This is a genomic window from Pseudarthrobacter sp. TE3704, assembly GCF_056279405.1.
The window spans coordinates 266,623-280,986 of record NZ_JBWCCJ010000006.1; the positions used below are offsets into that span (position 1 = coordinate 266,623).

The following is a 14,364-nucleotide window of genomic DNA, read 5'->3' on the forward strand; positions in this document are numbered from 1 at the left end:
GGATGTGGCGGCTAGGCTGGCCACACCGGCCAGGCAACCGGAGCCCCGTCCACAGTGGCTTCGGCTCCGAACTGCTGGGGACGAAAAGGAGACAGGCATGAGCGGAAACAACAGTGCGCAGCCTTCACAGAAGACGGTCCTGGTTACCGGAGCCACCGGCTACATCGGCGGCCGGCTGGTTCCCAAGCTCCTGGAGGCAGGCCATAGCGTCAAGGTACTGGTGCGTTCCCCTGACAAGATCGCCGGGGTGCCGTGGCGGGACGACGTGGAGGTTGTGGAAAGCAGCCTGGACGACGGCGACGCGCTCCGGGCGGCGCTGGCCGGCGTCGACGTTTTTTATTACCTGGTGCACTCCATGGCCGCCGGGGCCGGGTTCGAGGCCAAGGAACAGGCTATGGCCCGGACCGCCGCCCAGGCTGCCGCGGACGCCGGCGTTAGCCGGATCGTCTACCTGGGGGGCCTGCACCCCAAGGGCGTGGAGCTCTCCACCCACATGCGTTCCCGGGAGGCCGTGGGCCAGGTGTTCCTGGACAGCCCGGTGGACGCCGTCGTCTTCCAGGCAGGCGTGGTGATCGGCTCCGGCTCGGCGTCCTTCGAAATGATCCGCCACCTTTCCGAAACGCTGCCCCTGATGCCCGCACCCAGCTGGGTGCGGAACCGGATCGAGGCCATCGCCGTGCGCGACGTCCTGTACTACCTGGTAGCCGCAGCGTCGCTGGACGGCCCGATCAACCGAACGTTCGACGTCGGCTGCCGGCAGGTGCTCACCTACGCGGGGATGATGAAGGAGTACGCCGCCGAAGCGGGCCTGCCCTACCGGGTGGTGCTGGCGCTGCCCGTCCCGGCGCCGAAGCTGGCAGGCATGTGGGTGGCACTGACTACGCCCATCCCGCTCTCCATGGCGGTACCGCTGGTCCAATCCCTGCAACATGACGCGGTGTCCAACGAACATGACATCGACCAGTACGTGCCACAGCCCGACGGCGGCCTGACCCCCTACCGGACCGCCGTCGCCCTTGCCCTGGGCAAGGAACGGGACGGCCAGGTGGTAACCACCTGGGCCAACGCCGGTGTGGCATCGGACCCGTTGCCGAGCGACCCTGACTGGGCCGGACACAAGGTGTACATCGACGAACGGACGTTCCACGGCGACGTGGACCCGGCCCATGTGTGGACCGTCATCGAAGGCATCGGCGGGCGGAACGGCTGGTACTCCCTGCCCCTTGCTTGGCAGGTGCGCGGGTGGCTGGACAAACTGACCGGAGGCGCCGGACTCCTCCGCGGACGCCGGCATCCCCACACACTGGCCACCGGCGAAGTGGTGGACTGGTGGCGGGTGGAGAGGATTGACCGCGGCCGGCTGCTGCGGCTGCGTGCCGAGATGCGGGCGCCCGGGCGGGCCTGGCTGGAGCTGTCCGTGGAATCCGACGGAACCGGCAGCCGCTACCGGCAACGGGCCATCTTCTTCCCCAAGGGCTTGAGCGGCCGGCTGTACTGGCTGGCCGTCCTGCCGTTCCACAGCCTCATCTTCCCGGCCATGGCACGGAACATCACCGGAGCCGCGCAAAAGCTGGTCGATGCGGAGCGCTCGGCCGGGACACCGTAGGATGTTTTGAGTTAAATCCGTTCCCTAACGTCCCAGGAGGACCCATGGCCCTGAGCGCTACCACCACCCTTCCGCACTCCGTCGACAGCGTTGCAGCTGTCCTGGTGAACGAGGATTTCCAGCGCCACGTCAGCCAGCTGGTGGGCGGCAACCTGGAATCCTTCACCGTTGACGGCGACGTCGCCGGCGCGTTCAGCGCCACGTCGGTACGGACCCTTCCCACCACCCGCCTTCCCGAATTCGCCCGCAAGTTCGTGGGCGAGCACCTGAAGGTGACCCAGGTGGAAAGCTGGGCCGCTCCCGCCGCCGACGGCTCCCGGCAAAGCAACATCTCCCTCAAAATCGCGGGCGCACCCGTGGATGTCACCGCCGTGCAGCGGCTGGTGGCTGAGGCCAGCGGAACCCGCGTTGAGCTCGAAGGCGAGGTCAAGTCCTCCGTGCCGTTCCTGGGCGGCAAGATCGCAGACGCTGCCGAGCCCATGGTGGCCAAGGCCCTGAACCTGCAGGCCAAGCAGGCGCAGGCCTGGCTGGAAAGCCACTAGTTCCGTGGAGCTGCCCGTTTTCGCTGCCCTGGTCCTGATCGTGGCCGGCGTCTGGTCCCTGGTGGTTTGGCCGCAGTTCCTGCGCCGGGTCATGAAGGACCCGCGTGCCCGCGATGCCGCCGGCAGGGCCACGAAGTTCCTGACGGTCCACGTGGTGCTGGTCAGCATCTCGATGGTGCTGGGAGCCGCCACGGCCGTCATCGGCATCATGGGGCTGTTCGGGTAAGTCGCGTTAAACCGGAAGACCCTCCTCCCGAAGTTCGCGGGGAGGAGGGTCTTTCCTTATCCGGGCCGGCTTGTTAGGCGGCCTGGTTCAGCGCATCCTCCGCGGCAACCCAGGAAATCATGGCGCACTTCACGCGTGCGGCGTACCGGGCAACGCCTTCAAACGCCGCGGCGTCCCCCAGCAGGTCCGGATCGGCGTGGATCTTGCCCCGGGACCGCAGGACTTCGCGGAAGCTGTCAATGACCTCATGCAGCTCCGCCACGGTCATTCCCTCCGCAAGCTCCGTGAGCACCGAGGCGGATGCCATGGAGATGGAGCAGCCCGCCCCGTCCCAGGAAACCTGGGCCACCTTTCCGTCCTCCACCGCAAGGCGAAGGGTCACTTCATCCCCGCACACCGGGTTGAGTTGGTGGGATTGCCCGGTGGACGCGCCCTCGGGAGCCTCAGTCCCGGCGAGGCCGCTGCCGTGCCGCGCTTTGGAGTGGTCGAGAATGATCTGCTGGTACAGCTGGTCCAAACTCATGGATTACCTTCGATCTTCCGGCTAGGCACGGAAATAGGCCCGTACGCCGGCCACGGCATCCAGGAACTGGTCCACGTCATCGGTGGTGTTGTAGAGGTAGGCGCTGGCGCGGGTGGTGGCGGTCAGCCCCAGCCGGCGGTGCAGCGGCTGCGCGCAGTGGTGGCCAACGCGCACGGCGATCCCCCTGGAGTCCAGGAACTGCCCCACGTCGTGGGCATGGACGCCTTCGACGTCGAACGCGGCAAGCCCAATCCGTTCCCCGCCGGCGGCGGGTCCCAGCACGCGGATGCCGGGGATCGATTCGAGACCGGTCACCATCCGTCCCCCGAGTTCGGTTTCCCACCGGTGGATCCGGTCCAGCCCGGTTTCCGTCAGGTAGTTTGCTGCCGCGGCCAGGGCTACGGCCTGTGAGATGCGCTGGGTCCCGGCCTCGAAGCGCTGCGGGGCAGGCAAATACTCGGCCCGCTCCATGGTGACGGTGGTGATCATGGAACCGCCCGTCAGGAAGGGCGGCAGGATATCCAGCAGTTCCTGCTTGCCGTAGAGCACGCCGATCCCGGTGGGTGCGAGCATCTTGTGCCCGGAGAACACGGCGAAGTCCACATCGAGTTTTTTGACGTCCAGTACCATGTGCGGTGCCGACTGGCAGGCATCCAGAACCACCAGGGCGCCCGCGGCGCGGCCCAGGGCCACGAGTTCCCGGACCGGGTTGATGGTGCCCAGGACATTGGACGCATGCGTGAAGGCGAGAACCTTGGTCCGGCTGCCGATGATGTCCCGGGCCTGGTCCATTCGGAGGCTTCCGGCGTCATCGATGGGGATGTAGCGGAGGGTGGCGCCGGTGCGGAACGCCAGTTCCTGCCAGGGAATGAGGTTGGCGTGGTGTTCCATCTCGGTCACCACAATCTCGTCGCCGGGCTTCAGGGCGAGGTCCGCCAGCCCGGCGTCACCCCGGCCTTGGGCAGCCCACAGTCCCGCTGTGGATAGGGTGTAGGAGATGAGGTTGAGGCCTTCGGTGGCGTTGGACGTCCAGATGGTCTCCGAGTAGTCGGCGCCAATGAAGTCCGCCACTGTCTGCCGGGCGTCCTCGAATGCTTCGGTGGCCTCCACGGCAAGGTGGTGCGCGCCGCGGTGCACGGCGGCATTCCGCTGCTCATAGAATTCCTGCTCTGCTTCAATGACGCTCAGGGGGTTCTGTGAGGTTGCCCCGGAATCCAGATAAACCAGTGGCCGTCCGTTGACGAGCTGGTCCAGGACCGGAAAATCGTTACGGATGCGGAGAACTTCGGCGTTATCCAGTGTGGCCGGGAGGGCTTGCTCCAGTGAGGCTGGCGTTGATACGAGGGCCAAAACAATCTCCTTGGGATGCCAACGGATGACATTCAATTGTCCCACAGCACGACTGTGGCGGCCGCCCGGAGGGGCAGCCGCCACATTCGCTCCGGGCTTCAGCCCGCGGAGTGGAGGGCCGGCGACGGCTGGGGGGAGAGTCTCGGTCTCAGAAGACTCTGACGCCGCCGGCCCCGTCTTGGCCCGGTCCCTGGGGACCGGAAGTTTGAAAGAGGCTCGATGTGCTGCTGGCAACCTCTGCGGCGTCCTGCCTGCCGTTTGCTTTGCCTCCTTAAGTAAATCCTGCGGCACCCTCCTGTACACGAGTAGGGTGTACTCGATTTCCGCGCCGGGGTACTACCTAGGAGCCTGGGAGCTGCAGGCACCGGTCCGTTCCCGGTCGGAGCGGTGCCTGCATGGCCCGGCGCACCAGCCTGCAGGCGACAAAGCCGCAGGTGAAGGGCATGCCGATGCAGCGTGGGGAGCGCCGGATGTCCGGGGGTCCGCAGGAGGTCCGGGCCTACTTGGGCAGAGCGGACTCCAGTTCGTCCCTGCTGCGTACACCCAGTTTCACGTAGGTCCTGTACAGGTGCCCCTCCACCGTGCGGACGGAGACCATCAGCTTTTGCGCTATCTCGCGGTCGGTGAGGCCCTGCACCGCGAGTTCCACGATGTCCTGTTCACGCCGGGTGAGGTGGACGGTGGGAGCCGCGGCGATGAAGCGGCCTTCCCTGAACCGTTCGCCCAGTTCATGGTCGCACCGCTCGCGCTGCGCCACAGCCTGCCTGGAGCGGCGGCGTTCCCCGGCGTGCTCCAGTACTGAGCTGGCGCGGGCGTAGGCCTCGCGGGCAAGGTTGACGAAGCCTGACGCTTCCAGCGATGCCGCCGTTTCCATCAGGGCGTCCCCGTCGGCAGCTTCCCAGCTCGTGGCAAGCGTCAGCATGGCCGCTGCCCAGCGTCCCTGCACATCGCGGGCGGCGTCCTGCACCATGGGAATCACCGACGGGTCCCCCAAATCCCAGCACACGGCCAGGAGTTCGAGCAGGTGGCCGGCCCTTCCCGAGGCTTCGGCAGCTGTCATCATCGTGTGCAGCGAGGCGATGCCCTTGCCGTCACGGGACAAGTATTCGGCGGCCGCTGCGGCGTACGCTCCGGCAAGGAGGTCATGCGCGGGCCCGCCGGCGACGGCGTCTTTGTAGTCCTGCTCCAGGCGCCTTGCCTGCGCGGAGTCTCCCAGCCGTGCCGCAACATAGAAGCCCAGCGAAGAACCAAAGCGGAACAGCTGGAGGGGGTCGTTGAGCCTCAGCGCTTCCACCGCCGGCAGCAGCAGCTGGTAGGCGCGCTCCATCCGGCCCTGCTTCAGCAGCGAATAGCCACGGAGCACCTGCAGGCTGCCGTCAAAGGTTGCCGCACCGGTGGCATGGGCGGCGGCGTAACTGTCGAGTTCGCGCTCCGCTGATTCCCACTCCCCCATGGCCAGGTAACTGATGACGAGCCTGCCCAGCACGAACTCGGGAAAGAAAAACAGGCTGTCTTCCAGCGGCGGCAGTTCGGAAGCTGCCAGCAGCCCAGCATCCAGTCCTTCTGCCGGCCGTCCGGCCGCCGTAAGGGCATGGGCCAGCAACGCCTCGCCCACAGCGCCGATGGGCTCGACGTCTGCTTCCGGGGAGCTTCGGTTCCTGATGGTTTCCACCTCGGCCGCGAGCGCCCGGTAGTCCACCTCGGCGCCTGACTGCAGGAGCTGAAGGATCTCCTCCTGCCAGGTCCGCGGCCCGTCACCTGACCGGCCTGTGTGCTCCCGGACGTCCTCGGCCACGGCTGCCAGCTGGTGCCCGGCCGCCTGATGTGCCGAGACCCGGAGCAGGAGGACTGCCGGACCCTGGGGATCGTACGCAAGCTGAAGCCAGCAGCCGTCGAGCAGCGCGGCAGCGTCCGCGTAGGCGCCGTCGTTGTACAGTGCACGGGCGTGGACCGCCCGCGCCATGGGTGCCATCGCGGGGTCCTGCACCCTGGCGGCGATGGAGCCGGCGCTGTCGTTGCGGAACCGCGCCAACGCCTCGCGGGCGGCCTCCAGCAGGTCGGCGTCGGGTACCCGGAGCCCACATTCCAACGCCCATTCCACGGAACGCAGCCGGCCTTCGCCGCGGAGCACGATGCCGTCCTGGTGCGCGCGCGTTTTTTCCTGTAGCTGGAGGCTGCGGGACACCGAAATCGTGTTCCGTATCGCATGTGCGAACAAGGCGTTCCACATGGAGAGCTCAGCCGGTACCCCGGACGTTTCAACCACCATCTGCTGGTCCAGCAGGGACCGGACCACAGGGGCCCCGCAGATGTCCTCGATGACCTTCCGCCCAACCGGACCGGCCAGCGCAATCAGCTTCAGTGCTTCCTGTTCTTCGGGCCGCCGCCGCAGGTGGTCCTTTGCGACAACTGCCGTCAGCCTGGCGCCGTCGGCCGGCAGGGAGCCCAGCAGGATCCAGATCCCGTTGCGCTTGGAGAGGATCCCGGCTTCGGCGGCATCATGCAGCAGCGCGTCCAGGATGCGGGGATTGCCGCCCGATGCACTCCAGAGCGAGTCAACGGTAGCCGCGGGAACTGTTCCGTCCAGGACGTGGGCCAGCACTTCCTCGATCTGTTCCCGGTTCAGGGGCCGCAGGTCCACGCGCTCGGCCAGGCCGTCGTACCACAGCTGGTCCAGTGGCTGCGGCAATCCGGGCCGCGGGCGCGCGGCCGCCACCACGGTGGCCCAGCCAGCGGAAATCAGGTCAGCCACAACACCGGCGGAGGCGTCATCCAGATGGTGGGCGTCGTCCACCACCAGCAGGACCTGGCTGCCGGCGCCCGTCTTGAGTTTCTCGAAATATGTCCACATGGAACGCAGGACCGCTACGGGTGAGACGGATTCCTCGGCTGTCAGATCAGCGGTATACGGGGTCAGGACCCCGAAAGGCACGGCGGTGAGGGCGGAACTGGCATGGATCTGCAGGATGTGCATGTCGCCGGCAAGCCGTTCCGCGATGGCCTCTGTCAGCGATGATTTGCCGATGCCGGGTCCGGCCATGACGAAAACCGCCTGGCTGGTGCGGTTCCGGACAATGTTGCAGATCCGGTCCAACGGCTCGCGGCGGCCGGTGAGGAGCCGGTGCGCCGGTGCCGGTTTGTGTCCATTAGACGAGTCCAGTCAGATCACCCCTGGAAGTTACGCCCAGCTTGGTGAAGACCTGGTACAGGTGGCCTTCCACAGTCCGGACTGACACGCCCATTTCCAGGGCGATGTCACGGTTTGATGCACCACGCCCCGCAAGCCGGGCAATCTGGCGCTCCCTGCTGGTCAGCAGCGGGCTGCCGCTGCTGGGCACGATGGGCAGGTTGGCGACAGTGGCGGCCAGGATGTCAAGGCGGGCCTGCGCGGTCCGGGCGGAGATGGAGTCCCCATCCTGGCGTGCGAAGTCCACGGCCAGGGCCATGCACCTGGCCTCCACCGCGTCCAGTTCCAGCGTAGCCGCCAGCTCGCCGCCGGCAAGGAGCGTCTTCGCGTCCCTGGTCCGGCTGCCCACGGCAATGAGCCGGGAAACCTCCGCCAGTGGTCCCTGGCGGTGGGACGCAATGTCCTCGAGGAGCCGGAAGTCGTTGTCGCTCCCGTTCACCGTGGCCGCAAGCAGTTCAACGCCAGCGAGCGTGTAGCGCCCGGCCTCCATGTTCTGGCGGGCCGACTGCTTCAGGCGCGTGACGGCATCGGAGTCGCCCAGCCAGCGCCCCGCCACGAGGGCGCAGAAACTGATGAGGCTTTCGGTGGCGAAACCTGATGTGCCGGGAACCCGCTGCAGTTTGCTCAGGTATTTGCGGGCCTGGCCGGCATTGCCGGTTTGCGCGTGCGCCAGGGCCGTTGCGGCGTAGGCGAAGCGGAGTGCAGCCTGCACGGGTTGCAGTTCCAGCTGGGCTGCAGCGGACATCAGCGGATCGAGCGCGGCAGCGCCCCGGCCGGCATAGACGTATGCGATGCCGGCAGCCAGTTCCGTGGCGGCACTGCCGTAGGGAAGGCGGTACTGTTCCTCGTCGCTTTGTGGTCCCAGCAGGTCGATGCACCGCCGCCACTGCCCGGCCATCAGCAGCACCAGGTAAGCCTCCCTGGTGTACCGCTCACGCAGGCCCACCACGTGGGAGGCGTCGCTGATCTGGCCGCCGAGCTGCCGCATCAGGCCCAGCGCATCCATTTCCCGGCCGGTCAGGGCAAGTGCAGTCATCAGGAGGATGGCCGAATGCATCCGGTAGTCCGCGTCAGGGTTCAAGGCAGGGTCTGCGGCTGCCTCGAGGTCCGGAATCAAGGCGGCGTAGTCACCCACGAAGGCCCGGTATTCGAAGTCGCTCAAAGCGACAAGGTTGGCTGCCACGGCGGCGGGCTCCGGCCAAGACGCGTTGTTCCCGGCAGGTGCCAGCCTGTTCCGGGCTTCCTGGAGAAGTTCGGGTACCTTGCCGGCCCGCTCCGGCAACCGCATCATGACCCGTGCTTTGGCGGCTACAACGTGCGCGTATTCCTCGACGTCCAGGGCCTCGAGTTCCGGCCGGGAGATGCCGTCCAGTGCTGCGAGTGCCTGGACGGGCATGTCCAGCTGCAGGTACGCGGCAGCTTTCTGGCGCTGCGCGGGCAGCCATTCACGGTCCGTCCTGTGCAGCATCTCGGCGTAGGTCAGGGCGAACCGTGGATCGAACAGCTGGACCGCCGCCTCGGCAGCCGCGAGGGCCAGGGCAGGGCTCAGCGGGGCCTCGCACTCGTGGGTCCAGGCGGCAAACGCCATCAATTCTTCGAGCGTCATGCGGGCCGGATCAGGTTCCTCACCCGCGAGCAACACGTTGCGCAGTTCCCGGCGCCGCGCGATGCTCAACCAGGTGCGTACGACGTCGCCGATGTACTTTTCACGCAGGGACACCCAGCGGTGGTCCGAGTCGTCGACCTCCAGCAGTCCGCCGTCTTCCATGTCCGCCACCACGTCGGCACCGTATACCGCTGTGAGCCGGGACAGCTCAACCCGGCGGGCGCAGGACAGCATTTCAATGACTTCCCGGGTTTCCGGGGTTTCCCGCGACCAGCGGGACCGGACAATGTCATCGAGGCTGGCGGCGCCGTCGAGCACCACCTTGTCGCGGAGGGTCCAGACGGAGTCGGACAGCACCAGGTTTCCGGACAGCTGCTGTTCGGTGACCAGTGCCTTGAGCAGCAGCGGATTGCCGCCCACCATCCGGTGGTAGGTGTTGACCAGGGAGGCAGATACCCGGTGGCCCAGCAGGGACAGCAGGACCTGGCGGGTCTGCAGCTCATTGAGGTTGTTGAGCCGTACTTCGGTCAGGCGCCGGTCCGTGAGCAGCCAGTGGAAGTCGGCCGGAAGGTCGCTGATGTTCGGTGCGACGGCAATGATTTTGGCGGTGCCGGTCAGGAGTACGTTCAACAGCACTCCGGCGCTCATGTCGTCGATGCTGCCCGAGGTGTCGAGGGTGATGACACAGGGCCGGCCCGCGGCGTCGCTGCGGATCAGCGAGGTGATGCCGCGCAGGATTGCCGTGGGCGATCCCATGTAGGCCTGCGGAAGCCTGGCCAGCAGGAAGGAGAGACAGCCGTAGGGCGTGGTGGATCCGGCAGGTCCGCTGCGGAGCTGCAGAGACCACACCTCCGGCCCCAGGTCGGCGACGGCTGCACGGGCGAGGGAGGACTTGCCCACCCCCCGGCCGCCGGTGATGACGACGCCCAATGAGTTTTCAGTGGTCAGTGCAGTGCGGACGGTTTCCAGGTTGGCACTGCGGGCGGGCGCAGACCATTGCTGCCCCGGCGCACCGGAACCTGGTGTACGCAGCCCAACGTCCTGAGGTGTTGACCCACGTCCCCAGCTGAGTGGCTCGATTGACATGAACTTTTCCTCTACATCCCGCGATAGCGGGATGTAGCCCCATTGCTCCCCCGCATACGAAGAAGAGTACCCTGTGGCACGGACCAGGAGACAGGTCAAAACGACTTTAAGTTTGTATATTGCTATCGATCGGATTTGGCCGGATGGAATTTTTGCTGGGCTGACGTGAGCCCGTCACGCAGCAGCAACTCGATGGCGTCGGCCGCTTCGTCCAGCAGGAACGGCAGTTCCTTAAGCTCGGCACTGCCGAAGTCACGCAGGACGTAGTCGGCGGTGTCCATCCTGCCGGGTGGACGTCCCACCCCCACCCGGACGCGGAGGTAGTCCTTGGTGGCGAGTGCTTTGGAGATGTCCCGCAGCCCGTTGTGGCCGCCTTCCCCGCCGCCGATCTTAAGTTTCACCGTGTTAAAAGGGATGTCGATCTCGTCGTGCACGGCAACCACGTGGTCCGGCGTAATGCCGTAGAAGTTGGCCAGCGCCGAGACGGGCCCGCCGGAAACGTTCATGTAGGTCATGGGCTTTGCCAGCACCACGCGGGGGCCACCGATACCGAGCCGCCCCTCCACAACCTGGGCGCGTGCCTTGTGGGATTTGAACCCGGCGCCGATCCTGCCCGCCAGTTCGTCGAGCACCATCTGGCCAACATTGTGCCTGTTGCCGTGGTACTGGGCGCCGGGGTTGCCGAGGCCGACGATCAGCCAGGAATCAGTCATGGGTCAATCCTAAGGTGGCGTTGTGAGGGTTGTGTCCGCGGCCGGAGGGCGGCAGACGCAACAGTGGCCGGACCCCTGCGGGATCCGGCCACTGTCAGGAATACAGGCTGATTACTCGGCTGCGGCTTCCCCGGCGGCTGCGGGAGCCTCGGCGCCTTCAGCGGCTTCTGTCTCTTCTTCCGTAGCGGTGGCCTCGGAGATGTTGACCACGAGCGCCTCGGCGTCGGTCAGCAGTGCGGAACCCTTCGGCAGAACCAGGTCGGAAGCGTGGATGTGCTCGCCGGCGGCACGGCCTTCGATGCTGACCTCGACGGTCTCGGGCAGGTGGGTTGCCTCGGCCTCGAGGGACACAACGGTCAGCTCCAGGTTGTGGACGGTGCCGGGGGCGGTTTCGCCGGTCACGTGGACCGGAACGTCGACGGTGACCTTCTCGCCCTGGCGGACGGTCAGGAGGTCGATGTGCTCGATGATCTGCTTGATCGGGTCGCGCTGCACGTCCTTGACCAGGGCCAGGTGGCCTTCGCCGTTGATGTCCAGGGACAGCAGGGCGTTGGCGGTGCGGACAGCCAGGGTGGTGGCCTTGGCCGGGAGGGTGACGTGGATGGGCTCTGCGCCGTGGCCGTAAATAACGGCGGGGATCAGGTTGGCCATCCGTGCGCGGCGGGCGTAGCCCTTGCCGAATTCGGTGCGCAGTTCTGCTGCGAGCTTCTGCTCAGACATGGAAATCTCCTTGAAAACTAAACGGTGTTCAGCAAGGGCGGAGGTCTGTTGCGACCTTCAACGCCGGGCGGCCGGAAGGCGGCCCTTTCAAGAAGGCAGCCCTTCGAATGAAGGGCAGATCAGACCCAGTCGATAACGGAGACCTGCAAGCCGGTTGCCCGGCTGCTCTCCCTCGCCAAGGTATCGCTGTAAAGCTTACCAGCGCCGGGCCCGTTTACTGAAAACGGGCCCGGCACCGGAACTGCCTAGGCGTTGCCGTCGAACAGGCTGGTGACGGAACCGTCGTCGAACACTTCACGGACGGCGCGCGCAATCAGCGGGGCGATGGACAGGACGGTCAGCTGCGGGAACCGCTGGGACGCGGTAAGCGGAAGGGTGTTGGTGACCACCACTTCGCGGGCGCCCGAGTCGGCGAGCCGCTGGGCCGCGGGGTCGGAGAAGACGGCGTGGGTGGCGGCGATGATGACATCCTTGGCGCCCGCGTTCTTCAGTACCTGGACGGCGCCGGAGATGGTTCCCCCGGTGTCGATCATGTCGTCGATCAGGACACAGGTGCGTCCCTCGATCTGGCCCACCACGGTCTTGGAGACCGCCTGGTTGGGGACGGTCAGGTCGCGGCTCTTGTGCACGAAGGCCAGGGGGGCGCCGCCCAGGCGCTCGGCCCACTGCTCGGCCACGCGGACGCGGCCGGTGTCCGGGGACACAACCGTGATGTTCTCTGCGTCCACCCGGGTGCGGATGTAGTCCGCGAGCAGCGGGATGGCCATGAGGTGGTCCACGGGCCCGTCGAAGAAGCCCTGGATCTGGGAGGTGTGCAGGTCCACGCTCATGATGCGGTCGGCGCCGGCGGTTTTGTAGAGGTCGGCCACCAGGCGGGCGGAAATGGGCTCGCGGCCCCGTCCCTTCTTGTCCTGGCGTGCGTAGGGGTAGAACGGGGAGACCACGGTGATCCTCTTGGCGGAGGCCCGCTTCAGCGAATCGATCATGATCAGCTGTTCCATGAGGTGGTTGTTCAGCGGGGCCGGGTGCGCCTGGATGACGAAGGCGTCGGTGCCGCGGACGCTCTCGCCGGCGCGGACGTAGATTTCACCGTTGGCGAAGTCGTAGGCGTCCACCGGCAGCAGGTCAGTACCGAGCTCCTTGGCGATCTCCCGGGCCAGCTCCGGATGGGCCCGCCCGGTGGCGAGCACCAGCTTCTTCTCGCCGTGCGCCGTAATTTCGCTCATTATTACTTGCCCTCTTCTGTAGATGCCGGGGTACTTGAGGAATCTGTGGTGGCTGCCTGGGCCAGTTCGGCGGAGCGCGTTCCCGGCCTGTTGGCGGGGACCCACCCTTCGGTGTTGCGCTGCGCTGCGATACTCAGCGCCAAGGCGCCAGCGGGCACGTCCTTGCGGATCACCGCGCCGGCGCCGCTGTAGGCGCCGTCCCCCACGGTGACCGGGGCAACAAAGACGGTGTTGGAACCGGTGCGGACGCCGGAACCGATGACCGTGCGGTGCTTGTTCTGGCCGTCGTAATTGGCTGTGATGTTGCCGCAGCCGATGTTCGTGTCCTCGCCGATTTCGGCGTCGCCGGCGTAGCCGAGGTGGGACAGTTTGGAGCCGCGGCCGATGGTGACGTTCTTGGTTTCGTAGAACGCGCCGATTTTGCCGCTTTCGCCCAGGACGGTGCCGGGCCGCAGGTACGTGAAGGGTCCGACGGAGGCGCCGGCGCCGATCACCGACCCGGAACCGTGCGTGCGGATCACCTTCGCGCCTTCGCCCACGGTGACGTCGGTCAGCGTGGTGTCGGGGCCGACGACGGCGTCCCTCGCCACGCGGGTGGCCCCGTGCAGCTGGGTGTTGGGCAGGAGACGGACGTCCTCGTCAAGCGTCACGGAGGAATCGATCCACGTGGTGGCCGGGTCAACGACGGTGACACCGGCGCGCATCCAGGCTTCCACGGTGCGGCGGTTCAGCTCCGCTCCGAGGGCCGCCAGCTGGACACGGTCGTTGGCGCCCTCCACCTGCCAGCGGTCAGCGGTGACGACGGCGGCAACGCGCCCGCCTGCCTCCCTCGCCAGTCCCAGCACGTCCGTGAGGTACTTCTCGCCCTGTGCATTGTCCGTAGTGACCTTGCCCAGGGCGTTGCGCAGTACGTCGGCATCGAATGCGTAAATGCCGGAGTTGACCTCGCGGATCAGCCGTTCGGCTTCCGTGGCGTCCTTGTGCTCGCGGATGCCGGTGATGGTGCCGTCGTCGCCGCGCAGGATGCGGCCGTAGCCGGAGGCGTCGTCCAGGACGGCCGTCAGGACCGTGACGGCGTTGGCTTCCTGCTCATGGGTGGCAACGAGTTCGGCCAGCAATTGGCCGGAGAGCAGGGGCACATCGCCGTAGGTCACCACGACGGTGCCCGTCAGCGGCTGTTCCGCATCCAGGGCCTGCAGCGCGGCTTCAACCGCGCGGCCCGTGCCGGGAACATCGTCCTGGTCCACAATGACGGCAGCAGGATCGAGCTCAGCGACGTGGCGGGCCACAAGGTCCCGTTCGTGGCGGACGACAATGGCGAGCTGCCGGGGGTTGATGCTGCGGGCTGCCAGGAGCGCATGCCCCACCATCGACCGGCCACCGATCTCATGGAGGATCTTGGGGGTACGTGACTTCATCCGGGTGCCGGCGCCTGCCGCCAGGACGATTACGGCGGACGGGGCCTTCTCGGGGATCACGTACGGGCTCTCCTTGCTTGGGTTACGCTGGCGCTTGCGGTGTCCGGCCAGTCTGCCGGCGCGGCACCGAGTGTCATCCTACTGAACTCCTCGCACAGCAG

The 14,364-nt window shown here is 66.8% G+C and carries 11 protein-coding genes; 3 read left to right on the plus strand and 8 right to left on the minus strand.

Features of this window, described 5'->3' with window-relative positions:
• Nucleotides 1–97: 97 nt before the first annotated feature.
• From ACZ9BC_RS17325 to ACZ9BC_RS17335, 3 genes are read left to right on the plus strand one after another with little or no spacing between them, the layout of a single operon-like run.
• A complete protein-coding gene (locus ACZ9BC_RS17325; protein ID WP_476246996.1) occupies nucleotides 98–1,606 on the plus strand; it encodes an SDR family oxidoreductase in 1,509 nt (502 codons plus the stop codon).
• Nucleotides 1,607–1,650: 44 nt separating this feature from the next.
• Complete coding sequence (locus ACZ9BC_RS17330; protein ID WP_079595644.1) at nucleotides 1,651–2,148, plus strand: DUF2505 domain-containing protein; 498 nt, start codon at nucleotides 1,651–1,653, stop codon at nucleotides 2,146–2,148.
• A 4-nt stretch (nucleotides 2,149–2,152) separates the two neighbouring features.
• Complete coding sequence (locus tag ACZ9BC_RS17335) at nucleotides 2,153–2,374, plus strand: SCO4848 family membrane protein (RefSeq protein WP_476246997.1); 222 nt, start codon at nucleotides 2,153–2,155, stop codon at nucleotides 2,372–2,374.
• A gap of 73 nt (nucleotides 2,375–2,447) precedes the next feature.
• Here the strand turns inward: ACZ9BC_RS17335 and sufU are convergent, their stop codons facing one another.
• The 8 genes from sufU to glmU all read right to left on the minus strand — a co-directional run bounded on the left by sufU (nucleotide 2,448) and on the right by glmU (nucleotide 14,263).
• Nucleotides 2,448–2,897 carry a Fe-S cluster assembly sulfur transfer protein SufU gene (sufU, locus tag ACZ9BC_RS17340; protein WP_476246998.1) on the minus strand — a complete coding sequence of 150 codons (450 nt, stop codon included), beginning with the start codon at nucleotides 2,895–2,897 and terminating at the stop codon, nucleotides 2,448–2,450.
• 21 nt (nucleotides 2,898–2,918) lie between these two features.
• A complete protein-coding gene (locus ACZ9BC_RS17345; protein WP_476246999.1) occupies nucleotides 2,919–4,247 on the minus strand; it encodes a SufS family cysteine desulfurase in 1,329 nt (442 codons plus the stop codon).
• A gap of 499 nt (nucleotides 4,248–4,746) precedes the next feature.
• Entirely contained in the window at nucleotides 4,747–7,407 is a 2,661-nt protein-coding gene (locus ACZ9BC_RS17350) for a LuxR C-terminal-related transcriptional regulator (RefSeq protein WP_476247052.1), read from the minus strand.
• Entirely contained in the window at nucleotides 7,394–10,126 is a 2,733-nt protein-coding gene (locus ACZ9BC_RS17355; protein ID WP_476247000.1) for a helix-turn-helix transcriptional regulator, read from the minus strand. Before ACZ9BC_RS17355 ends, ACZ9BC_RS17350 begins: the two co-directional genes overlap by 14 nt.
• Nucleotides 10,127–10,248: 122 nt before the next feature.
• Entirely contained in the window at nucleotides 10,249–10,839 is a 591-nt protein-coding gene (gene pth, locus ACZ9BC_RS17360; RefSeq protein ID WP_476247001.1) for an aminoacyl-tRNA hydrolase, read from the minus strand.
• Between the two features lie 111 nt (nucleotides 10,840–10,950).
• Nucleotides 10,951–11,559: a 50S ribosomal protein L25/general stress protein Ctc gene (locus ACZ9BC_RS17365; protein ID WP_079595651.1), complete on the minus strand. Its 609-nt coding sequence runs from the start codon at nucleotides 11,557–11,559 to the stop codon at nucleotides 10,951–10,953.
• A 245-nt stretch (nucleotides 11,560–11,804) separates the two neighbouring features.
• Nucleotides 11,805–12,785 carry a ribose-phosphate diphosphokinase gene (locus ACZ9BC_RS17370; RefSeq protein WP_079595652.1) on the minus strand — a complete coding sequence of 327 codons (981 nt, stop codon included), beginning with the start codon at nucleotides 12,783–12,785 and terminating at the stop codon, nucleotides 11,805–11,807.
• Nucleotides 12,786–12,787: 2 nt separating this feature from the next.
• Nucleotides 12,788–14,263 carry a bifunctional UDP-N-acetylglucosamine diphosphorylase/glucosamine-1-phosphate N-acetyltransferase GlmU gene (glmU, locus tag ACZ9BC_RS17375; protein ID WP_476247002.1) on the minus strand — a complete coding sequence of 492 codons (1,476 nt, stop codon included), beginning with the start codon at nucleotides 14,261–14,263 and terminating at the stop codon, nucleotides 12,788–12,790.
• Nucleotides 14,264–14,364: the final 101 nt, after the last annotated feature.

Bases quoted from the DNA above. Each gene is read 5' to 3' on its own strand.
- ACZ9BC_RS17370 (WP_079595652.1), bottom strand. From the start codon at position 12,785: ATGAGCGAAATTACGGCGCACGGCGAGAAGAAGCTGGTGCTCGCCACC.
- ACZ9BC_RS17355 (WP_476247000.1), bottom strand. From the start codon at position 10,126: ATGTCAATCGAGCCACTCAGCTGGGGACGTGGGTCAACACCTCAGGAC.
- ACZ9BC_RS17330 (WP_079595644.1), top strand. From the start codon at position 1,651: ATGGCCCTGAGCGCTACCACCACCCTTCCGCACTCCGTCGACAGCGTT.
- pth (WP_476247001.1), bottom strand. From the start codon at position 10,839: ATGACTGATTCCTGGCTGATCGTCGGCCTCGGCAACCCCGGCGCCCAG.
- ACZ9BC_RS17325 (WP_476246996.1), top strand. From the start codon at position 98: ATGAGCGGAAACAACAGTGCGCAGCCTTCACAGAAGACGGTCCTGGTT.
- ACZ9BC_RS17365 (WP_079595651.1), bottom strand. From the start codon at position 11,559: ATGTCTGAGCAGAAGCTCGCAGCAGAACTGCGCACCGAATTCGGCAAG.
- sufU (WP_476246998.1), bottom strand. From the start codon at position 2,897: ATGAGTTTGGACCAGCTGTACCAGCAGATCATTCTCGACCACTCCAAA.